Genomic DNA, 20,975 nt, shown 5'->3' with positions numbered 1-20,975 from the left:
TCGGTCCGCCCTTCTGAGGAGTCCTGGCGTATCAGCCCAGGTCGGCTTCGAGCGCGCTCGGATGGATCCGCGCCTCGCCTCCTCCGGCGCCAGCTCGACGACCGGCCCAGACACGACGGCCTTCTCCACCCTTGGACCCGACCCGGCAGACCTTCCGCCGCTCGGATCCGACCCCGCCCTCAGTTCAGTGAGTTTTCCCCGCTTCCCGGGCCTGATTCTGGCCTCTGGACCGACCGGGGTTTCCCACCCATCCGGGCCCAGTTTCCACCTCGGCCCTCGGCCCCGCCGAAACGCCCGCTCCAGGCCCCGTTTCCAACCTCACACGACGGCCGGTTCCGCTTCCCAGGCCCCGTTTCGCTCTCAGCTCAGCGAACTCGCCACTTTGGGCCCAATCCCAGCTCCTGAGTCGCAGTTCCGCGGCTGTCCCAGGCCCCGTTTCGCCCTCAGCTCAACCAATTCCGCCACGTTAGGCCCATTCCAGCTTCCGAGCCACGGCACCGGAGTTTCCAGGCCCGATCCCCACGTCCGAGCCGCAGCTCGTCCGCGTTCCGGGCCTGGGCTCCGTTTCCGACCGGCGAATTCAGGCCATCGCGCCGGTCTCGTTCATCAAGGCGGCGGCGCCTGGTACTTGGCCACGGCGCTCGACGGCGCTGTGATGTGCAAACCCAGCAGCGAGCCCCCGTTGGTGAGCAAGAACGCACGGCGACCGTAGGCGGCCGGCGTCGTCGACAGCGCGCCTCCCATGTCGATCCCGTCGATGACTGCCCCGTCCTCCGGCGAGAACAGGAACAACCCGTACCGCGACGTCGCCACCATGATGGCCCCAGCGACCTGCACGGGTGCCGACATCCCCCCCTCCGGCAGGTTCCGCCGCCAGACCGTCCGACCGTCCGCCGGATCGATCGCCCACAACCCCGACAGACCCGACGCCGCGATGATCAACTTCTTCTCCGGCACCCTGGGCCCCTTGCCGTCGCGCGGAAGATGCGCCGGCTGACGCCACAGGATCATCTCCGTCACGCCCACCGCTTTGTCGTTCGACCAGACGCGCGAGCCGTCTTCGGCGTCGAGTGCGAACAGCCCCGCGGCGTACCCCGCCACGAACACCACCTCACCGTTCGCCGTCTTGTCGACGAGCGGCGTGGTGTCCACGTCCAGGTACTTCGGCGTCTCTCCCGTGGCCTGCTCGGCCTCGGCGGCGAGATCCACGGCCACCCACTCCTCGGAGCCGTCCTTGATGTCGTAGGCCATCACGGTCCCGTCGGAGAACGCGGTGAACACCTTGTCCTCACCCAGCGCTGGCCCCGCGTACCCCGCGACCTCCATCCCGAACGCTGGCGTCCGGTGCTGGTACCACCGCATTTTCCCGGTCGTCGCGTCGAGGGCAACCAGCGTATCGTTCGCGTTCGTCGCATAGACCACGCCGTCGCGCAGCACGGGCCGTCGCGACACCTCGGCGTTCGTCATGAACCGGAACTCCAGCTTGCCGTCCGTCGCGCGCACCTTGTAGAGCGCACCGTCGTTCGAGCCGAAGAACACCGAGTCCGATACCGGATCGTACAGGGGCTCGCACTGCACCGGCCCCATCGTCTCGAAGCGCCAGATCACGTCGCCCGTGTCCGCGCGCACCGCGTACAGACCCCAGTCGCTCGACCCGACGAAGACCCGCCGGTGCGCCACGTCGATCGCCGGCTGACCGCGCTCGTAGACCTCGCCTACCTTGCGCGACTCCGCCGTGATCTCCTTGCGCATCTGGATCGACAGCGCCGAACCTGGATGATGGAGCCACAGCGGCGCCTCGGGGGCGCCCAGCGTCCCGATGCTCCCGCACCCACTGGCCACCGTGACCAGCAGCGACCCGAGCGCCGCGACGACAAGCGACCCGAGCGCCGCCGTCCGCTTGCTCATTCGGTCTGCCCCAGGTTCTTCTTGGCGTTCTCCTTCGCCTGGTTGATCAGCCGCTCCAGCTCCTCTTGCGACAGCGCCGGCCCCTTCGACCCACCGCCACCGAGCTGCGCGGGAGGCGGAACCGCCTCGGGATCGAGCTGCCGCAGCGCATCCTCCACCATGGCGCTCAGGAACGGCGAGCCTTTGTCCGGCCCGCTCGCAGTCAGCTTCTCCCGCGCGGCCTTGAACAGCTCCTTCGCCTTCTCCTTGTCGCCCTTCGCGAGCTGGATACGCGCCTGGTGATACAGCCCGAGCTCCTTGAAGCCTCGCGCGTCGACCCCTTCCAGCTCCTTGAAGTGCGCGAGCGCGCCGTCCAGATCCTTCTGGCCTTCCTTCGCAAAGCCCATCCCCTCCAGCGCGCGCCCCTTCACATCAGCGTCGGCGCTCGCCAGCGTCGACACCGACACCGCGTTGTACGCCTCCAGCGCGGGTCCCCACTCCTTCTTGTCGAGCAGCGCCCCGGCCTCGCCCAGCCGCGCGAGCACCCCGGCGCCCGTACCACCGTGCTCTGCGACGACCTGCTTGTACGCCGCGAGCGCCGCGTCCGCGCGCTCATCCGACGTCTTGTAGACCTTCGTCGGATCGAACGCCTTCTCCTCGTCGCTCCGCTTGTCCTCCGCCAGCACCCGCCCCCGATCGGCGGCCACGGCTGCGGCCAGCGCATCCGAGATCGTCGCGGACTTCTCGTCCGAGCGGTACAGGAAGAACAGCACCACGCCCGTGGCGATCACCCCGCCGACCAGGATCATCTGGACCAGCGCGAAGTTCTGCCGGATCCACTTCCACGACCCCGACGTCGCGCGCGCGAGCACGTCCTCGACCATCTCGCCGGTGCCGAGCTGCGAACTCACCCGCCCCTGCCGCTCTGCGGCGGCTTCCTGCCGGCGCTTCAGCAGCTCCTTGGCTCGCGCATTCCGGTCCTTCGGCAGATCCTCGGCGGCGGCTCCACGGCGCTTCCGCACCTCGTCACGGCGACGCGACGCACGGTTCGGCGGCGCCTTCGGCGCTTGCGCCTCTGCGCTCTCCCCCTCGCCGTCCGCCGCGGCCTTCTCGCCCGCGTCCTCTTCCCCGTCCACACCGAGCGCCTCGGCCATCCGAGCAGCGGCCTCGTCCCGCGTCTCGTCCGCGGCGGCCTCCTTGGGGCTCGTCCCCTTGCTCTCCTCGGTTCCTTCGTCCGCGGCGTCTACCGGCTCTTTGGCCTTGGCTTCCTTGTCCGACACGGGCCGGGACTCTAGTCCCGCCCCCCGCGGCGTCAATCCGCCTCTCCAGCCTTCACACCGACTTTCGCGCCGCCCTGCCCCGTCACCGACCGCCTGGCGACGACCCGGGCTCCGCCGACGCCGCGGGCACCGCAGCGTTCCCCGGCGCTCCTGACCCCGCGGGCACCGCCGCCCCCCCAGCATCTCCCGTGTCCCCGGGCAGCCACGGCTCTGGCGGTGGAGGTGGCAACTCGTCCGAGAGCGGCACCACCGCACACGCAACGAGCTCCACGTTCTGCGTCGCGTACACCACGAAATCCCCGTGCTCCCCCGCCTTCACCCCGATGCTTTCCGGCAGCGTCGCCATCACCTCGGTCGCCTCCCCCCCGGGCGCGAACGACAGCGACACCGACCGCTCCGGATCCAGATCCGGCGCCGCCGCCGGCACCAGCGACGACCTGTCCCGCTTCGGCGGAGGCCCACCCCGCCGACGCATCCCGAACCGCACCTCCCCCGCCTCATCGTCCGTCGTCCGGGCCCGGCACAGTACCCGCAGCCCCTTGCCGTTCCCCGCCTTCGGCACCGTCAGCCCCACACCGATCCCGCTCCGCGCGAACCGGCGCAGCCGCTCCAGATCCCGCTTTCGCGGCCCCCCGATCAGATCCAGCACATCCGCTCGCTGCGCCAGGAGCAACCCCTCCGGCAGCGGATCCGGGATCCCCAGGAACCGCACCAGCGGCGCCCGCATCTCCGGCCCTGCCCCGAGCTTCACCAGCGCCTCGGCCAGCGCCATCCGCGCCGTGTGGTACCGCTCTGCTCCGAAGCGCTCGGCCAGCGCCGGACGCGCCGCCTCTTCTCCCAGCGCCGCCAGCGCTGCCGCCGCGTACGGTCGCAGCCGCACATCCTCGAGCGCTCGCAACAGCGGCCCCAGCGCCGCCTTCGTCTTCAGCTTCCCGAGCGCCTCCATCATCTCCCGCGTCCGCTCGAAGCCCACCGGCTCCCCCTTGCCGGACAGCGCCTCCCGGAGCCACGCCACCAGCACATCTTCCCCCCGCCGATCCCCTGACTCTGCCAGCGAAAGCGCGGCGAACCGACGCAACCGCCGATCCGGCCCCGTCAACAGCTCTCGCGTCAGCGGCGCCCCTTCCCCCAGCCGCGTGAGCGACAGCGCAGCCCACCGCCGCACCTCCTCGTCCTCATCGCGCACCAGCGCAAGCCGCAGCGCCGGCCCTGCCTCGCTCCGCCGCAGCTCGAACAGCACCTCCGCCGCCTTCCGCCGGATGGCCACATCCGCGTCGTCCAGCAGCGCAGCCACCTCCACCACCGCGTCCCCGTCCCCCGCGATCCCCCGCCGCAGCGCGTCTGGCCACCCCTTCCCCTCGCGCCGCAGCCCCCGCACCTCGAACCGCCCGTGCGACGCCTCCAGCGACCGCAGCGCCAACCGCAGCGACGCAACCTCGGCCGGCTTCACCGCTGCGATGTCCCGCTTCTCCAGTGGATCCGTCGCCACATCGTACAGCGCGCACGCACCGACCCGCCGCATGCACAGCAGCCGCAGCGACCCCCGCCCCAGCATCGCCTGCGCGTCCGTCTCCACGAACGCCGTGAACTTCTCCTCCTCGGCCCCCTCCACCTTCCCTGCCAGCAACGGCCCCAGATCCGCCCCCCGGATCCGCGCTGGCCGTGGGATCGACAGCCCTGCCAGCACCGTCGGCAGGATGTCCGTCAACCCGACGGCCGCCTTCACCCGACGCGGCGCGAGCAGCCCGGGCGCGCTCACCACCAGCGGCACTCGCGCCTGCTCCTCGTATACCGTCGTCCCGTGGTAGCGCCCCCCGTGCTCCCCGAACTCCTCCCCGTGATCCGCCGTCGCCACCACCACCGCCCCTGGCCGTGACCGCCGTACCGCCGCCACGATCGCCCCGAGCCCCGCGTCGGCCGCCTCGATCTCCGCGTCGTACCGATCGATGTCCCGCACCCCGAACGGATGATCCGGCCGCGCCTCGTACGGCTCATGCGGCTCGAACAGATGCACCCACAGGAACACCCGATCGTCGTCCCGCACCCCGCTCAGGTAGCGCTCCACCTGCTCCACCCGCAGTGCCGCGCTCGCGAACTCCACCCGCTTGTACTCGAAGTCCAGCCCCCGATCCCGCAGGTCACCGAACCGGTCGCCATCGATGAAGAACACCGCCGGCGGATAGAACCCCGCCGTCTTGTACCCGTAACGCTGCATGTACTGCGCGAACGTCTCCGAGTCTTCTCCCAGCCCCTGCAAGAGCAGCGGCCGCATGTACTTGCCCGTCATCAACGACGCCACCGCGTACGACGTGTGCGGTGTCGGCGTGTACGCCGCCTCGAACACCACCCCCTCCGCGGCCAGCCGGTCCAGGTTCGGCGTCGTCGGGCGCCCGTACCCGTAGGCCCCGACGTGATCGGCCCGCAGCGCGTCCACCGTGATCAGCACCAGATCACGCCCCCGCAGATCGATCGACTGCCCGCTCGCGATCTCCTCCAGCGGCTCGTCCTCGAACGGCTCTGGCGGCGACAGCATCGCCCCCAGCTCCACCGCCTTCCCCAGCAGCGGCCCCCGATCCAGCATCACCAGGCGCAGGTTGTCCTTCTGCGACAGCCGCGTCGCCGACCCTGGCATCATCGCCGCCGACAGCGCGAACAGCACCAGCGCCCCCGAAGCCCGCCCCACCGACCGCCGCCACGTCCCCAGCGCGAGCGGCACCGCACACGCGAGCAGCAGCGTCAGCACGCCCAGCCCCAGATGGAACGCCGGGTACAGCCTCGGCAACACCCGCGCGTTCGCCACCTCCAGCGCCACCACCCCCAGGCCCACCGACAGCAAGAACCCCGCGCGCGCACCGAGACGCCGCGTCCACCGCGCCGCCCCCCGCTTCCCCTTCCCCGGTCCTTCGCTCCCCTCGCCCCGCGCTGGAACGCGCCCCTCCGCGTCCACCGCACGCAGCGCCCTGGCCAACCGCGGCGCGATCCAGAACGCGGCCAACCCCGCCCCGACCACCAGCGCCGCCACGAACGGCACCCGCAGCGCCTCGACCCGCCGCCCCCCGGACACCCCGAAGCCCACCACCCCCGCGAACAGCGCCGCGAGCAACGCCAGCGCCGTCCTCGCCCGCGGCCGATCGGCCCACGTCGACAGCTCCACCAGCGCCCCACCCACGAGCGCCGCCGGGGCCGCCGCGGCCAGCGCCAGCGGAAGCAAATCCCGCAGCGCCCACCCCATCTCGTAAGGCCACGCCAGCTCCCGGTGCCCCACCACCGCCACCGCGACCAGCTCGGCCACCGACAGCGCCGACAGCGCGAGGTAAGCGTCCGCGATCCGCCAGCCGAGCGCCGTCTCCACGCGACCACCGCCCGACGTCAGCGCGGCGCTGCTGGAGAACGGCGATCGTGGCGACAGCGACCGCGCCGGGCCTCGCGCGCCCGCGCCACCGCTCACCCCGACCACGCCCGCACCGCTCCCGCCCCGAGGCGCCGCCGGCGCCGCGCCACGCGACCCCTCGACGATCTCGGCCTGGCTGGGAACCCGGTGCGCGCGCGCGTCCTCCGAAGTCCGGGGGTCTTGCCGGCCCAGCCGACGCCTCCCCCGGGCATCCGGATCCGTCATAGATAGGCTATCTCGAGGATCTCGAAGGTGCGTGGCCCTGCCGGCATGACCACCCGCACCTCGTCACCCACCTCGCGCCCGATCAGCCCGCGCGCCATCGGCGACGTCACCGAGATCGTCCCCTTCTTGATGTCGGCCTCGTCGGGCCCGACGAGCTGGAAGGTCTGCTCCTCGCCACTGTCCACGTTCGCGACCTTCACCCGCGCCCCGAACTGGACCTTGCTGCCCTTGAGCTTCGAAGGATCGATCACCTCGGCCCTGGAGATGGTCTGCTCCAGGTACGAGATGCGCGCCACGATCATCCCTTGGCGCTCTTTCGCGGCGTGGTACTCGGCATTCTCGGAGATGTCTCCGTGATCCCGGGCCACCGCAATATCCTTCACCACCTGCGGCAACTCGACTTCCTTCAGCCGGCGCATCTCCTCGCGGAGGCGGGCCTGCCCCTCGGGTGTCATCGGTACTTTCTCGGACATGGTGGTCCCGGTTGTAGCACGCTCCGACGAGCGTTGGGATCCACCTGCGCGCGCGCGCCTACGCCCGCCAGCGCACCACCCTGCGCGGCGGAGGGCGCCCGGCGGTGCTCGACGCCTTCACCGCAGCGCGCAGCAGCGCCGCCGCCTCGCGCTCCAGCTCCGGCACATCGGGAGCCCCCTCGCCTTGCGACGGGAGCGCCGTTGCATCCACCTTCGCCGTCGCCGCCCCCGACGCTGCGAAGCGCACCTCCAGCGGCAGGTCGGCGTCCGGCAGGAACGCGAAGCCGCGGTAAACGACCTCCTCCCCCGACTCCAGCACCACCACGTAGCGCACCCCCGCGCTCGGCCGCGACCTCGTCTGGCTCAACGCGGCCTCCCGGGCGCGGCCCCTGGGCTCATCGGCTTCTGCGCCCCGGCGCCCTTCGCCGCCTCCGCCTCCAGAGGCTCCTTGACCGGCCCGTCGCCGATGTCCTCCAGAAAGCGCCGCGCCGGGGACGCGAACGGCCCACCCCAGTCCCGCACCACCGACTGGAATACCCAGCGCGCCTCCGGCACCCGCTTCATCTTGAGCAGCGTCTCGCCCTTCAGCACCAGCGCCTCCGGGTCGAGCCCCGAGTTCGGGTAGTTGCGCAGCGCGAAGTCGATGCGCGCCACCGCCGCCTCGAACCGATCCCTCTTCAGATAGAAGTGCGCCACGTACAGCTCGTGCCGCACCAGCCGCCCGGTGACGGCCTCCAGCATGTACGCCGCGTCCTTGCCGTACCGGCTCCGAGGAAACTGCCGGAGAAACCCGCGCAGCTCCTTGTACGCATCGATGGTCACCGCCTGATCCCGCTCCTCGGCAGGCGGCTGCAAGAACCCGTCGTTGATGTCCTCATGCAGCGCCTTCCCGATCCGGTAGCGCGCGTACTCCACATCCTTGTCGGTGCGATTGTTCTGGATCCACTCCCGGTAAGCCGACACCGACTCCGGGTAGCGCTGCAGCTCGAAGTCGATGTCCGCCACCCGCAGCCCCGCGAGTTTCGCGTAGGCGCTGTAAGGGAAGAGCTTCTGCAGATCCTTGAACAGCGCCCGCGCGTCTTCCCACTCACGCGCCCGGAACGCCGTGAGCGCCTCCTGGTACGCCTTGCGCGCGTCCGTGGTGTACGTCAGCGTCGCCCGGCTCCCGTTCGAGGCCTGGATGTCGCAACCCGTCAGGGCGCTCACAGCGGTGAGGCAGACAGCGACCGTGAGGGCGACACGCATCATGGGCCGGCGTCCTACCCAATCCCGCCCCCCACCGCCAGTGCGAGAAGCAAGCCCGAGCAGCCCAGGCCGGGCCAAGGCGTGTTGACAGCGGAGAATGTAGGAGGAAGTAGGGAACATCGCCCCGGTCCAGGGGGCACCGCGGCTCCAGATGGTCGGAGCCACGCGGTTTCGGCGCGCACGGCGCTCCCACATCTGGGAATGTCGCCGGAACCGGCTCCCGCACCGTTCCCACATCTGGGAATGTCGCCAAGGCCGGCTCCCGCGCCGTTCCCACATCTGGGAATGTCGCCAAGGCCGGCTCCTCGACCGTTCCCACATCTGGGAATGTCGTCCGCGCCGGCTCCTGCGACGTTGCAACATCTCGGAACGGCGTCCGAGAGCGTTCTGGCGACATTCCCAGATGTCGGAGCCGCGCGGGCTAGCGTTCGCGCGCCGTTCCCACATGTCGGAACGCGTTTTTCCGCTTCCAGGCGCGTTTCCGCGACCACTCCTGCGCCAGCCAGCCTGCATGAGGTGAGCCCCGCGAACCATCTCGGAGCAACGTTCACGTGCTTTCGCAGGAGCGAAGAGCAGGACCCTTCGTTCACCGTGGTCGCTCGCCACCTTTGACCGAACCGTTGCTTCCGGGACTGGCCACGCTGGCCGGATCCGACCAACGACGTCGAACCGACACGCCGGCGCGTCGTCATGCAGTCAAGGATTTCGAACCGAAAACTCATCCGAGGCACGACGCCACCGCACGCTGCGAAGAGGGATCGAGCTGGCACGGTGCGTGTACTGCCCGTCCCCGCGCTTGCAGTAGCAGCGCTCAGACGGTCGAGGGTCCAGCCGTCCTCGGAAAGGTGAACCATGAGCGACAGAAACGAGGTCGTTCCTGTCGAACGGCACAAACGAACCAAACCGTTGCCTGTACCCCAAGAGGGGCGTCGCTATTCCAAACCAGGCCCGAAACCCGTCGTCGTCGACGAACACGAGCGTTCCAAACCGAAACCCGAGAAATCTGCGAAGCCAAAGTGGCCAAGCGGTCGACGGTCCCCGAAAGCCAGAAGCGGATCTCAGCTCGCCTCGCCAGAGGTTCGTATGACGCGCCTGGGGTCCGCCGCCCCAGAACGGTAGTCTCCCCAAAGGTCCTCGATCGGGACAGCGGCGGCCAGGGGCTCGCACTGGCGATGGAAAGCCGCGAAGTTGGCGCGCCGGGTGCAGTCGATTCGTGGTCCAGGAGCGGGTGCTGCTACCGTGCGCGCCCATGAGCGCCCCCCCTGCTTCCTCGCAGGCACCTTCGGACGAAGCTGCAGCGCCGACCATCCTCGTCGTCGATGACGAGCGCAACATCCGCCGCACCCTGGACATGGTCCTCCGCGGCGAGGGGTTCCACGTCGTCGAGGCGGCCAGCGGCGAGGACGCGCTCAAGCTCCTGTCCCACGGGGGCACCCCGGTCGAGCTGGCCATCGTCGACCTGATGCTGCCGGGCATGAACGGCCTCGACTTGCTCGATCGCATCCGCCAGGACGACACGACCCGCGACCTGCCGGTCATCGTCATCAGCGGTCACGCCACGGTTCACGACGCGGTGAAGGCCATCAAGCTCGGCGCGGGCGACTTCTTCGAGAAGCCCTTGAACCGCGAGCGCATCCTGGTCGGCGTCCGCAACGCGCTCAAGACCAGCCGCCTCGCCCGCGAGGTGAGGAACCTCCTCGCCGAGGTCCACGCGCGCTACGAGATGATCGGGCAAGGCCCGGCCATGCAGCGCCTCTTCAAGGAGATCGATCGCGTCGCGCCCACCAAGGCCAGCGTGCTCATCACCGGCGAGAGCGGCACGGGCAAGGAGCTGGTGAGCCGCGCCATCCACCGCCTCTCGCCGCGCGCCGACGCCCCCTTCGTGAAGGTGAACTGCGCGGCCATCCCCCGGGAGCTCATCGAGAGTGAGCTGTTCGGCCACGAGAAGGGCGCCTTCACCGGCGCGCTGAGCCGGAAGCGGGGCCTCTTCGAGCAGGCGCACGGCGGCACCCTGTTCCTCGACGAGATCGGGGACATGGACCTCGCCGCCCAGGCCAAGGTGCTGCGCGCGCTCCAGTCGGGCGAGATCGGTCGCGTCGGCAGCGAGCACGTGCTGCACGTCGACGTCCGCGTCCTCGCAGCCACGAACAAGGACCTCGCGCGGCAGGTCGCCGCCGGCAACTTCCGCGAAGATCTCTACTTCCGCCTGGCGGTGTTCCCGATCAAGACGCCGCCCTTGCGCGAGCGCACCGAGGATCTCCGGCCCCTCATCGACGCGTTCCTCTCCGCATTCTGCAAGGAGAACGGCCTCAAGCAGCGGCGCATCGACCCCGAGGTGTACACCGCGCTGGAGCGCCGGAGGTGGCCAGGGAACGTGCGCGAGCTGAAGAACGTGATCGAGCGGGCGGCGATCCTCTCGGGGGACGTGGTCACCATCGCCGACCTGCCCGAAGATCCGCACGAGAGCCCCTTCGAGGAGGACGCGGCGGCCTCCGAGAGCGCGTCGGACGGCCCCTCCGAGGAGCGGATCACCTTGACCGACGAGGCGGTGGAGAGCGGGCGCCACACGCCGGTCGGCGACGGCAAGCGGCTCACCCTGCGGGAGTTCCGGGACCGGGCAGAGCGCGGCTACATCGTGGAGGTGCTCTCCGGACTCGACTGGAACATCTCCCGGGCGGCGGTGGTGCTCGGCATCGAGCGCACCAACCTGCACAAGAAGATCAGGTCCTACGGCATCAAGCGGGGCGAGGGCGCGTGAGCCACGCCGTGATACGAAAGCTCCGCATGAACCGCGCGCGCCGATAAGCCGTTCCACCGGGCGCCGATCTATGGTCCCCTCCGGCCACCCCTCCCCCCGAGGGCGCGCGCGCTCATGTTGTTCCTCGACAGCTCGAACCCCGCAGAGATCCGAGAGCTCTTCTCCTGGGGCGTCCTCGCCGGCGTCACCACCAACCCGCTGATCCTGGCGCGGGAGGCGCCGGACGCCGATCTGGAGGCGCGGATCCGGGAGGTGATCGCGGCCTCGTCGGGCCCGGTGTCGGTGGAGCTGGTCGCCGAGACGGCCGAGGAAATGCTCGAAGAAGCGCACGCCCTGCACGCCTGGGACCCGTCGCGCATCTGCGTGAAGGTGCCGTTCGGGGAGGCCGGGCTCAAGGTGACGCACGCGCTCGCACGCGCCGGGGTGAAGACGAACGTGACGTGCGTGATGAGCTTCAACCAGGCATACCTGGCGGCGCTCGCCGGAGGCACGTACGTGTCCATCTTCAGCGGCAGGATCCGCGACATGGGCTACGACGCGCGCGGCGTGATCGAGCAGACGCGAGAGCGGCTCGATCGCGAGCGGCTCCCGGCCGAGGTGCTGGTGGGCTCGATCCGGCACATCGCCGACGTGAACGAGGCGCTCTTCGCAGGCGCGCACGTGGTCACCGTGCCACCACCCATCCTGCGCAAGATGCTGCACAACCCGAAGACGGACGAGACGATCCGCGAGTTCAACGCCGCCTGGGCGAACCGTGGTAAGTAGCCGCGCGTGATGGCCGACTCCGTGCCCGCCGACGCGGCGCTTGCAAACGAAGGCGCAATCAAGGGCGCAAACGAAGGCACGAACGAGCGCACAGCGATCCCGGACACGGACGCGGTGCCCGAGGCGTCGACGCCTTCCGCGGTGCGCTACGTCGTGGAAGAGGTGAACCGGGCGGCGGTCGCGGCCATCGGCAGGCCCCGGACGGTGCTCGACGTCGGCTGTGGCATCGGGCTGAACGGCGCGGCGATCAAGCGCTCGGGGGCGCGGGTCACCGGGATCGAGATCGTGCCCGGCTCCATCGCGCAGGCGAAGCAGGTGCTCGACGAGGTGATCGCGTGCGACATCACCAGCGACGCCTCGGTGCGCGAGGCGCTGGGGGAGCGGCAGTTCGATGTGCTCCTGTTCGCCGACGTCCTGGAGCACACGGTGGATCCGGCGGCGGTGCTGGCGCGGCTCCTCCCTCACCTCGCGGAGGACGGGCAGGTCGTCGTGTCGCTGCCGAACGTGGCGGCATGGACGGTGCGGCTGGGCCTCCTCGCCGGGAACTTTGACTACACGCCGAGCGGGATCCTCGACGAGACGCACGTGCGCTTCTTCACGCGATCGTCCGCAGCGAAGCTGCTGGAGCAGGCGGGGCTGGAGGTGCTGCGCACCGACCAGAACCCGATGCTGGTGCGCGCTGGGAAGTCGCTGATCCTGCGCGTGGCCCAGGGGGGCACCGCGGCGCCGGATCCGACGGCACTGGGGCGCTCGCTCCCGTACAAGCTCTACCAAGGGCTGGTGCGGCCGGTGGAGGACGTGATCGCGCAGCGGGCGCCAGGGCTGCTCGCGTTCCAGCACGTGCTCGTCGCGCGGAAGCCGCCGCGGGCACGGCGGATGAAGCTCACGGTCGGGATGCTGACCATGAACGAAGAGGAGAGCATCGCGGCGATGATCGCCGAGATCCGGCGGGTCGCGCCGGACGCCGCGATCCTCTGCGTGGACAGCTCGACCGACCGGACGCCAGAGATCGCGCGAAACCTGGGCGCGCGGGTGCTGCGTCAGATGCCGCCGCGCGGGCACGGACCGGCGATGGAGCTCTTGATGTACAGCGCCGCGGCGGACAGCGAGCTGCTGATCTACATCGACTGCGACTTCACCTACCCGTCGGAGGAGATCCCGCGGGTGCGGCAGCTCGTCGAGGAGGAAGGCTTCGACGTGGTCAACTGCGCCCGCACGCGGACGCGGCCAGCGGCGATGCCCCTGCCGAACTACATGGCCAACCGGACCTTCGCGGCGATGGCCCATGCGATGCACGGGATCCCCACCTGTGACGTGCACAGCGGCATGCGGGCCTACCGGACGTCGGTGATCCGCGCCTTCGACTTCGACGGCGAAGGAGACGCGCTGCCCATCGACACGCTGCTTTTCCCGGCGAAATGTGGCTACCGGGTGGTGGAGATGCCGATCGAGTACAACGAGCGCGTGGGCACCTCGAAGCTCAGGAAGCTGGCGGGGACGGTCTGGACGCTCGTCCGCCTGGCGCGCGCCCTCCCCGTCGGAGAGCGGCTCGGATCACGGTACACGCGGTACTAGGACGCCGAGAGGTCGGGTCCGGGGAACCGTGCGCTCATGACCGGCGGCCCTCAACCTCACCGATCACGAGCGTCCCGCAGCCTCAGCGCTTGTCGTTGCGGTAGCCTCTCAGCCCGAGGGCGACCTTGATCTCGGAATCCTTGTTGTCCATGTTTCTGGCGCAATAGACCCGGAGGTGCTCCGGAACGTCGAAGTAGGCCTTTCGCAGGACCTCTATCGAATCCGGCGTCGGACTTCGCAAGTAGTCCTCCCACGCCTCTGTGCAGATCTGAGTGATCTCCATTCCACCCCGCAGCTCAGCCAGATGGGCCCGCTGTTCCTTGATGCTCTCGATGGGGTCGATGAACCAATGTCCGCGAGACAGCTTCGCCCGGCCGAGTCCATCGAGCTCGACCCAGGTCGCGTCCGGAACCGAAAAGACGACTTTCTCGTCGAGTACTGCTTCCTCGACGACGCCGAGCTCCACGAGCACGCCCTCAGGCCCCAGTCGTGATTTCCCATCGGCGTAGACGAACCACTGGGTCAGGCGTAGCGCGTCGGATTGCTTGACGAAGACGGAGACGCTCTTCGCTAGGACGCGGGATCCATCCAGGGCCTGTCGGAAGTGCGTTTCTCTGCGGTCTGGAAGCTTGTCTCTGGAAATTCTGCCGTGTGGCTCCGTCGCTGAGCCTCGAAGGTCGACCAGATCGAGGAGGCCTGGGTTCCAGTGGCGAATCGCCGCCATGACGCGCGCAGCAACCTCGCCGAGGGCGAGCAGAGGCTCGAAGGCGTCGATCGTGGCTGCACCGAGGTGGAAGACACTCAGCCTCGCGCCCACGGGGGCCGAGGTCGCGATCCACCCCGTGGTCAGTTTCCTTCGGAACAGGGGAACATCGAGCAGCTCCCAGCAATCGACGACCCCGTCCTCGAACACGCAGAGAGGCGTGAGGTGATGTTGCATGTTCTGGATCAGGATGGGTATGCACCAGCCGCGGCGCCGCACTCCCCGGGTCGATACCATCTGCCAGGCACCCATCGACTCGTCCACGGCCAGCATGCCCGCATGCTAAGCTCGACCTGACACTCGTTGCGCCGTGAAGCGCCCTCATCACGCTGGGGCCAGGGACTTTCACGCGTGTCACGGCGGCCTCGGGGACCGCCCGCGAGGTCCACGAAGCGCTGCGACCCCACGGGTTCCGCCGATTTCGTGCGCTTCGGTCGACCCGTGGGCCCACGTCGAGGTCGGGACGGTCTGGCCCGGATCAGGGGGCGAAAGGCCTCAGCGCTCTCGTTGGTCGTGATCCTGCTCCTCCGCACCGCGCCTGGCCAGGAGCCTGGGACGAACTTGGGGAATGCGGTACGAGGCGCTAACGTACCGTGTTCCTGCGCTGGTCCTGGTTCGAGGACGGCCGGGTCTTACGGGAGGAGATCGAGATGCGCTTCATGAAGCTGATGGGGGTGGTCGGGCTGCTGGCGATGGCAGGTGGGGGTGCGCTCGTGGGGTGTGACGGGAGCGATGCCGACATCACGCCGCTGCCCGACGACGAGTGCGCGCAGACGGAGCCGACCTGCTCGGTGGGTGGCTGCGTCGCCCTCACGGACAACGCGGACAAGTCGACCTTCGGGCTGCGGATGTCGCAGCTCACGCTGACGGCGCCCACGGCGCTGACCGGGGCGACGGTGCAGCAGATCGTCGGTGGCGGCGTGCTGATGAACCTGGAGGCGTGCCGGCTCACGGGCCAGGGCACGTTCAACTGGCTGCTGGAGTTCGACAAGACGGCCGGCACGGTGCGGACCGGGGGCGCCCTGCCCCGCAAGAACCCGCGCGAGGGCTACTGCTTCATCAGCGCGCAGGAGGGCGCGTTCACCATCGAGCCGGTCACCGTCCCTTACGCGGACGATGGAGGCAAGCTCTCGGCCAACGTGGGCGATCTGCTGGTGCCCATCTACCTGGCGCTCGATCCTCCGGGGACGCCGATCCTGCTGCCTTTGAAGGACGCGCGGGTCACCGAGCTGTCGCTCTCCGCGGACAACAACTGCGTCGGCACCTACAACGCCGATGGGCTCCTGCCGTCGGATCGCTGCCTGCCGAGCCGGGACTATCCCGCCTTCGTGGATGGTGCGTCGCTCGATGCGCACGTCACGCTGGAGGAGGCGGATCAGGTGATCGTCGAGGACCTGGGGCAAACCCTCTGCGTGCTGCTCGGGGGCTCGTCGAGCGGCGACGGGGCCACGCCGAACCGGTGCGCTCGGGACGCGAATGGCGCCATCGTGCTGAAGGGTGACTTCTGCTCGACGACGGGCACGGCGGGAGGCTGCCAGGACGCATTCTCGCTGAGCGCGACCTTTGCGGCGAGCGCGGTCGACATCAGCGGTATCTGCCTCTAGATCCACGCATCAGGCGCTTGCGGCCCGCGCTTTCGCGTGCGTACGATTCCAAGCTAAGGGATTGCGCGCTTCTGGAGGGCCGCTTATGCGCCGCGTCATCAATCGACTTGCCGCACCGTTCGCCATGCTCCTCGCCGGTTGTGCCGCTGGGGGCGGCGGGTGTGGCGGCTGCGATGGGGTCACGCCCCTCGCGGAGGGATTCAAACCGGATGCCCGGATCGAAAACGCCGGCTCCGCACGACTCACCGCGTCGGGGATCGAGTTCCTCGAGCAGAACCTGGGGACCCTCGCGCAGTCGCTGCTCGGCGACAGCAGCAGCGGGGGCATCCTCACGTTCCCCATCCCCTCCTCCAGCGGGAGCATCTTCTCGGGTGCGAACTACAGCATCTGCCCCGACGGGCCGAACGAGAACGCGACCCCGCCGCGGTGTGTCGCGGAGATCAACCTCGGCGCCGCCCAGTTCCAGATCGATCCCCAGTCGCCGAACGTCCTGCGCATCCACGGCCCGCTGCCCATCCGGCTCCAGGATCTGCCGATCCGGACGACGATCTTCGGCATCAACGGCAACGCGCGTGCGACGTTGAACGGCAACGACGCCTGCCCGCCGAACCCGCAGACGTTCGCGAACATCAACCTCGACGTGAACGTCACCATCGAGATCGATGCGGACCCGACGCACTCGCGCCGCGGCTACACGAAGGTGCGCGTCGGCAACATCAACATCAACGAGGGGCAGCTCCGGGACAGCATCGACTTCAACTGCGGTGGCTCGTTCACCGGCGCAGTGCTGAACGGGCTGAAGGGCGTGGTGATGCCCTTCCTGATGGACGGGTTGATTGGCACGCTCGGCGACCAGATCAACAGCCAGCTCTGCCAGCAGGCGAACCCGGCGCTGTCGCCGTCGTGCCCGGTGGGGACGACGGACGACGGCGGGACGTGCATGTACCCCGATGGCTCGTGCGCCTCGATCATCCTGGGCACCGACGGGCACATCAACCTGGGGCAGCTCCTCGCAGGGATCTCGCCAGGGACGAAGGGCGGGCTCGACTTCCTGTTCGCGGCCGGTGGTCACAGCCAGCGCGACGACGGGAGCGGGCGGCACTGGGGTGATCTGAACCCGGTGGCCGGTGGCGCGACGCTCGGGCTGTATGGCGGCGCCGAGCCGCTGCCGGTGAGCAACTGCGTGAAGTTCTCGGATCTGCCGCTGCCGTCGGCGATCCCCATCCCGGACGAGCTGCTCGGGAACGCCATCGACGGGTGGCCGGACGGGGTCGCGGGGCCACACGTGGGCATCGCGCTGTCGGAGCGGTTCACGAACTACGCGCTGAGTGGGGTCTACAACAGCGGCCTGCTCTGCCTGGCGATCAGCTCGGACCAGATCCCGCTGATCAGCTCGGGGACGCTGGGGCTCTTGATCCAGGGCGTGGACTCGCTCGGGCTGCAGAAGGAGAAGCAGTCGGTCGCGATCGTGGTCCGGCCGGGGACGCCGCCGAGGATCGCATTCGGCAACGGGACGGACGTGGACAGCGATCCGCTGATCCGGCTGCAGCTCGATCAGGCGTCGTTCGACTTCTACATGTGGTCTCTGGATCGCTACATCCGTTTCATGACGGCCACGTACGATCTCGACGTGCCGGTGAACCTGGAGGTCACGCCCGAGGGGCTCGCGCCGGTGCTGAACAAGGTCGGGGTGAAGAACGGGAAGGTGACCAACAGCGGTCTCCTGACCGGGGATCCGGACGGCATCGCAGCAGCGCTGGCGGAGCTGATCGAGGGGCAGGTGGGGCAAGCACTCGGTGGTGGGATCGATCCCATCGACCTCAACGGGTCGCTCGCGTCGCTGGGGCTGTCGTTGACGATCCCCGACTCGGTGCCGGGGCAAGGTTCGCCAGGGCTCCGTCGGCTGAGCAAGGGGAGCGACAACTACCTGGGCATCTTCGCGTCGTTCGGGCTGGCGTCGCAGTCGTCGTCGCTGGTGTCGCACACGCATGCGTCGATCAAGAGCGCCGACATCCCCGTGGAGGGGCTGCGGATGGCGACGATGACCCGCGACAACGCGCCGCGGGTGACGCTGGTGATGGGCTCGGATCTGGACGATGGGACCCGGGCGATGGAGTACCAGGTCCGGGTGGATCAAGGTGTGTGGCGGCCGTTCACGCAGAGCCGGATCATCGATCTGCAGGACAGCTGGCTGCGGCTGCAAGGGCGGCACGTGATCTCGGTGCGGTCGCGCGTGGTGGGTGAGCCGCTGTCGCTCGATCCGACGCCGGTCCAGGTGGAGGTGGTCGTCGACGTCGAAGCGCCGGCCATCCAGGTGAGCTCGGTGGAGAACGGGCGCGCGACGCTCTCGATCGAGGACGCTGTGAGCGACACGGCGCGGGCCGAGGTGCGCTACCGGCTCGACGGGGGCGCGTGGTCCGCGTGGCAGAAGGCAGCCGAGGTCGGTGCGATCGAGGTCGGTGAGGCAATGGACATCGACGTGGAGGCGCGCGACGAGGTGGGCAACGTGGCGACCTCGACGCAAGCGCTGATCCGGGGTCGGATCGAGCCGGGCGGCGACTCGGGGTGCGGTTGCGAGGTGGCCGGTAGCGCGCGTTCGGGCGGCGCTGCGGGGTGGCTCGTGGCCGGTGTGCTCGCGGCGTTCGGTGCGCGGCTCCGGCGACGACGCCAGAACGCTGGGCGCGGCAACGCGGCTGGTTCGCTGGGTGCAGAGGCCGAGGTCGAGGCCGGAGCGGTCGAAATCGAGGCGAAGGGTCCTGCGCGATCGGGCGGGCGGCGCACGCTGGGGCGGCACGCGACGCGCGGGATGCTCGGTGGCCTCCTGGTGATGGCGGTGGCAGGCGCGCAGGCGGGCTGCAACTGCGGTGACGTGGAGGTGCCGTCGAAACCGGGGGCGGAGTGCGGTGAGGACTGCACGACGCTCGAGGCGGGGCTGATCGGCGCCTACACGTCGGTGGCGGTCGACGGGGAGAAGGTCTGGGTGGCCGGATATGCCGAGGGCAACCGGTCCTTCGACTTCAAGTGGGGTGATCTCGTCGTCGGGGCACTCGAAGGCGACAAGGTGAACTGGACGGCGATCGACGGGGTGCCGTCGGAGCCGCCGGTGGACCCGAAGCGGTTCGATACGGAGGGGTTCCGCGGTGGCCAGATCGAACCGGGCGACGACGTGGGGCTCTGGACGTCGATCGCCATCGGGCCCGATGGGGGGCCGGCGGTGGCCTACTTCGACCGGACGAACCGCCGGCTGAAGTTCGCGCAGTACGTCGGCGGCGCCTGGCTGGTGAGCGTGGTGCAAGAGGCGGCGCGGAGCGACATCGGTCGCTACGCGAAGCTGCTCTTCGTGAACGGGACACCGGTGATCGCTTACCTGGCCATCGAGCCCGGGGAGGATGGCGCGGTGACCTCGAGCGTGCGCATCGCGCGGGGTAATACGGCCGCGCCGGGCGCCGGTCAGTGGAGCTTCGAGGACGTGGTGGCGGATCCGGCGACGCCCTGCAGGGCGTTCGCTTGCGGTTCGGGGACGGTGTGCGTCGCGAGCACCGGGCGGTGCACGGCGCGGACCGAAGGGTGCGGCACCTGCTCGTCGGGCTCGGAGTGCGTCGACGCCGGGGGGCAGCTGAGCTGCCAGGAGGTCTTCACGAGCGACAAGCTGGAGACGTACCCGGACGCGGTCGGCGCCTATGTGGCGATGGTGCCGGATCAAGCGGGCGGCGTGGGCGTCGCGTTCTACGATCGCATCCGCGGCAACGCCGTGATCGCGTCCAAGGACAGCGGCTCCTGGAAGACGCTGATCGTGGACGGCGAGGCCGCGGACGGGACGAACACCGGCGACGTCGGGATGGGGCTCTCGCTGTTCATCGACGAGGCGAAGACCTGGCACCTGACCTACGCGGACGGTCTGTCCGAGGGGCTGCGCTATGCACAGGTGAAGAACCTGAGCGATGTGTTGCCGATCGAGGTGATCGACGATGGCCTGGGGATCGAGGGGACGCGCTTCGAGGACGGGCAGCACATCGTGGGCGACGACTCGAGCCTGCTCGTGACGAGCGGGGGCGAGGTCCACGTGAGCTACCAGGACGCGACGAGCGGGAAGCTGCGCTACGCGGTCGGGACGTCGAGCGGGAGCGCGCACTCGTGGCTGGTGCGGGAGCTGCCGCAACAGAGCTTCGCGGGTGCGTTCTCGAAGGTGGTCCAGGTGGGCGGGCGGATCCAGATCGCGAACTGGTGGCGCGTCGGGGGCGCATCGCCCGCGGGTGATGTGGCGTTCGTGACGCCGTGAGTCGACGGCCGAGCGCCGAGCGCTGACGGCCGAGAGAAAGAAGGAGGAGGGCGCTGCCGCGATGAGGGCAGCGCCCTTTTCTTTTGGGGGTGGCGGTGCGCAGTCGATGCGGTCGTCGCGGTCGATGCAGCGAATGCTGACAGCGGGCTTCGGCACGCAAGGATGCGCGCTCCGGAGGTCGAGGCGCTGGACGCTGGTGGGGGACGAGAGGGGGTGCGCTTCAGGGGTCGAGGCGCTGGGCCGAGCTGCGGCGTTGGGCAGCTCGTCGACGTGGACGGCGCGGCGCGCCGCGTCAGGCAGCGACGACGCGGACGACGGGCTCGGCGGAGGCGGGCTCGTCGTCGAGGACGTCGATCTCGCGGGTGGCCGGGCCGCTGGCGCGGGTGCGCTCTTCAGAAACGAGGGTGAGTAGCTCTTGCCGGGTGGCAGTGCCTTGGTCGAGCAGGGCGCGCATGTAGCCGTCGACCTGCCCTTGCGTGCGTGCGATGCGGGGGTTGAGGCCCCCGGCAGCGCGCGCCTCGAACATTTCCCGCAGCAATCCTCCGAGCTCCGCCAACATCTCCGACTTCGAGCGCATCCCCTGCCTCCTCGTGCGAGCCCTATCGGAGTTGGATGCTCCGGGCCAAGTTCGTGTCGCGCGGTGGGTCGTGGCGTGTTCGTGGTGTGAAGCGCGAGGCGAAGGGTGGGCAGGGCATCGTCCGTACGACGTGATCCAGCGCGCGCGAAAGAC

General features: G+C 69.6%; 13 protein-coding genes. 5 read left to right on the top strand and 8 right to left on the bottom strand.

Annotation, left to right across the window (positions count from 1 at the left end):
* Window positions 1-606 precede the first annotated feature (606 nt).
* The 6 genes from CMC5_RS22645 to CMC5_RS22620 all read right to left on the bottom strand — a co-directional run bounded on the left by CMC5_RS22645 (window position 607) and on the right by CMC5_RS22620 (window position 8,504).
* A complete protein-coding gene (locus CMC5_RS22645; protein ID WP_050432369.1) occupies window positions 607-1,908 on the bottom strand; it encodes an outer membrane protein assembly factor BamB family protein in 1,302 nt (433 codons plus the stop codon).
* Window positions 1,905-3,167 (bottom strand): YfgM family protein, encoded by a 1,263-nt coding sequence (locus tag CMC5_RS22640; protein ID WP_050432368.1) that lies wholly within the window; start codon window positions 3,165-3,167, stop codon window positions 1,905-1,907. Before CMC5_RS22640 ends, CMC5_RS22645 begins: the two co-directional genes overlap by 4 nt.
* Before the next feature lie 82 nt (window positions 3,168-3,249).
* The gene (locus CMC5_RS22635; protein WP_050432367.1) at window positions 3,250-6,783 is read right to left on the bottom strand and encodes a sulfatase-like hydrolase/transferase; all 3,534 of its coding nucleotides are present in this window, start codon (window positions 6,781-6,783) and stop codon (window positions 3,250-3,252) included.
* Entirely contained in the window at window positions 6,780-7,256 is a 477-nt protein-coding gene (gene greA / locus CMC5_RS22630; protein WP_050432366.1) for a transcription elongation factor GreA, read from the bottom strand. The genes CMC5_RS22635 and greA overlap by 4 nt, the downstream gene beginning before the upstream one ends.
* Before the next feature lie 58 nt (window positions 7,257-7,314).
* Window positions 7,315-7,623, bottom strand: coding sequence for a hypothetical protein (locus CMC5_RS22625; protein ID WP_156338806.1), 309 nt, complete (start codon window positions 7,621-7,623; stop codon window positions 7,315-7,317).
* Window positions 7,620-8,504, bottom strand: a complete 885-nt coding sequence (locus tag CMC5_RS22620) for an outer membrane protein assembly factor BamD (protein WP_050432364.1) — start codon at window positions 8,502-8,504, stop codon at window positions 7,620-7,622. Before CMC5_RS22620 ends, CMC5_RS22625 begins: the two co-directional genes overlap by 4 nt.
* Before the next feature lie 1,246 nt (window positions 8,505-9,750).
* On the opposite strand from CMC5_RS22620, the gene CMC5_RS22615 reads away from it, so the two are divergent.
* The 3 genes from CMC5_RS22615 (at window position 9,751) to CMC5_RS42840 (ending at window position 13,599) form a co-directional block, all read left to right on the top strand.
* On the top strand, window positions 9,751-11,259 hold the full coding sequence (locus tag CMC5_RS22615) for a sigma-54-dependent transcriptional regulator (RefSeq protein ID WP_050436069.1): 1,509 nt from the start codon (window positions 9,751-9,753) through the stop codon (window positions 11,257-11,259).
* Window positions 11,260-11,373: 114 nt separating this feature from the next.
* Window positions 11,374-12,024 carry a transaldolase family protein gene (locus tag CMC5_RS22610; RefSeq protein WP_050432363.1) on the top strand — a complete coding sequence of 217 codons (651 nt, stop codon included), beginning with the start codon at window positions 11,374-11,376 and terminating at the stop codon, window positions 12,022-12,024.
* A 9-nt stretch (window positions 12,025-12,033) separates the two neighbouring features.
* Window positions 12,034-13,599 carry a methyltransferase domain-containing protein gene (locus CMC5_RS42840; RefSeq protein WP_082362709.1) on the top strand — a complete coding sequence of 522 codons (1,566 nt, stop codon included), beginning with the start codon at window positions 12,034-12,036 and terminating at the stop codon, window positions 13,597-13,599.
* 82 nt (window positions 13,600-13,681) lie between these two features.
* Here the strand turns inward: CMC5_RS42840 and CMC5_RS22600 are convergent, their stop codons facing one another.
* The gene (locus CMC5_RS22600) at window positions 13,682-14,635 is read right to left on the bottom strand and encodes a DUF7638 domain-containing protein (protein WP_050432362.1); all 954 of its coding nucleotides are present in this window, start codon (window positions 14,633-14,635) and stop codon (window positions 13,682-13,684) included.
* 377 nt (window positions 14,636-15,012) lie between these two features.
* Between CMC5_RS22600 and CMC5_RS22595 the strand changes: the two genes are divergently transcribed.
* Together CMC5_RS22595 and CMC5_RS22590 are read left to right on the top strand one after the other, a co-directional pair.
* Complete coding sequence (locus CMC5_RS22595) at window positions 15,013-15,966, top strand: hypothetical protein (protein WP_063796624.1); 954 nt, start codon at window positions 15,013-15,015, stop codon at window positions 15,964-15,966.
* An 85-nt stretch (window positions 15,967-16,051) separates the two neighbouring features.
* The gene (locus CMC5_RS22590) at window positions 16,052-20,245 is read left to right on the top strand and encodes an MYXO-CTERM sorting domain-containing protein (protein WP_050432360.1); all 4,194 of its coding nucleotides are present in this window, start codon (window positions 16,052-16,054) and stop codon (window positions 20,243-20,245) included.
* 292 nt (window positions 20,246-20,537) lie between these two features.
* Here CMC5_RS22590 and CMC5_RS22585 read toward each other — a convergent pair whose 3' ends face one another.
* Window positions 20,538-20,822, bottom strand: coding sequence for a hypothetical protein (locus CMC5_RS22585; protein WP_050432359.1), 285 nt, complete (start codon window positions 20,820-20,822; stop codon window positions 20,538-20,540).
* Window positions 20,823-20,975 lie beyond the last annotated feature (153 nt).

This window comes from Chondromyces crocatus, from assembly GCF_001189295.1.
GTDB lineage: Bacteria > Myxococcota_A > Polyangia > Polyangiales > Polyangiaceae > Chondromyces > Chondromyces crocatus.
Note: the sequence above shows the minus strand (reverse complement) of the source record. Positions and strands in the feature narration are given on the sequence as shown.

What these genes read in the sequence shown, in the direction of transcription:
- CMC5_RS22645 (WP_050432369.1), bottom strand. Translation starts at nt 1,908, where the DNA reads ATGAGCAAGCGGACGGCGGCGCTCGGGTCGCTTGTCGTCGCGGCGCTC.
- CMC5_RS22635 (WP_050432367.1), bottom strand. Translation starts at nt 6,783, where the DNA reads ATGACGGATCCGGATGCCCGGGGGAGGCGTCGGCTGGGCCGGCAAGAC.
- greA (WP_050432366.1), bottom strand. Translation starts at nt 7,256, where the DNA reads ATGTCCGAGAAAGTACCGATGACACCCGAGGGGCAGGCCCGCCTCCGC.
- CMC5_RS22620 (WP_050432364.1), bottom strand. Translation starts at nt 8,504, where the DNA reads ATGATGCGTGTCGCCCTCACGGTCGCTGTCTGCCTCACCGCTGTGAGC.
- CMC5_RS22615 (WP_050436069.1), top strand. Translation starts at nt 9,751, where the DNA reads ATGAGCGCCCCCCCTGCTTCCTCGCAGGCACCTTCGGACGAAGCTGCA.
- CMC5_RS22610 (WP_050432363.1), top strand. Translation starts at nt 11,374, where the DNA reads ATGTTGTTCCTCGACAGCTCGAACCCCGCAGAGATCCGAGAGCTCTTC.
- CMC5_RS42840 (WP_082362709.1), top strand. Translation starts at nt 12,034, where the DNA reads ATGGCCGACTCCGTGCCCGCCGACGCGGCGCTTGCAAACGAAGGCGCA.
- CMC5_RS22600 (WP_050432362.1), bottom strand. Translation starts at nt 14,635, where the DNA reads ATGCTGGCCGTGGACGAGTCGATGGGTGCCTGGCAGATGGTATCGACC.
- CMC5_RS22595 (WP_063796624.1), top strand. Translation starts at nt 15,013, where the DNA reads ATGCGCTTCATGAAGCTGATGGGGGTGGTCGGGCTGCTGGCGATGGCA.
- CMC5_RS22590 (WP_050432360.1), top strand. Translation starts at nt 16,052, where the DNA reads ATGCGCCGCGTCATCAATCGACTTGCCGCACCGTTCGCCATGCTCCTC.
- CMC5_RS22585 (WP_050432359.1), bottom strand. Translation starts at nt 20,822, where the DNA reads ATGCGCTCGAAGTCGGAGATGTTGGCGGAGCTCGGAGGATTGCTGCGG.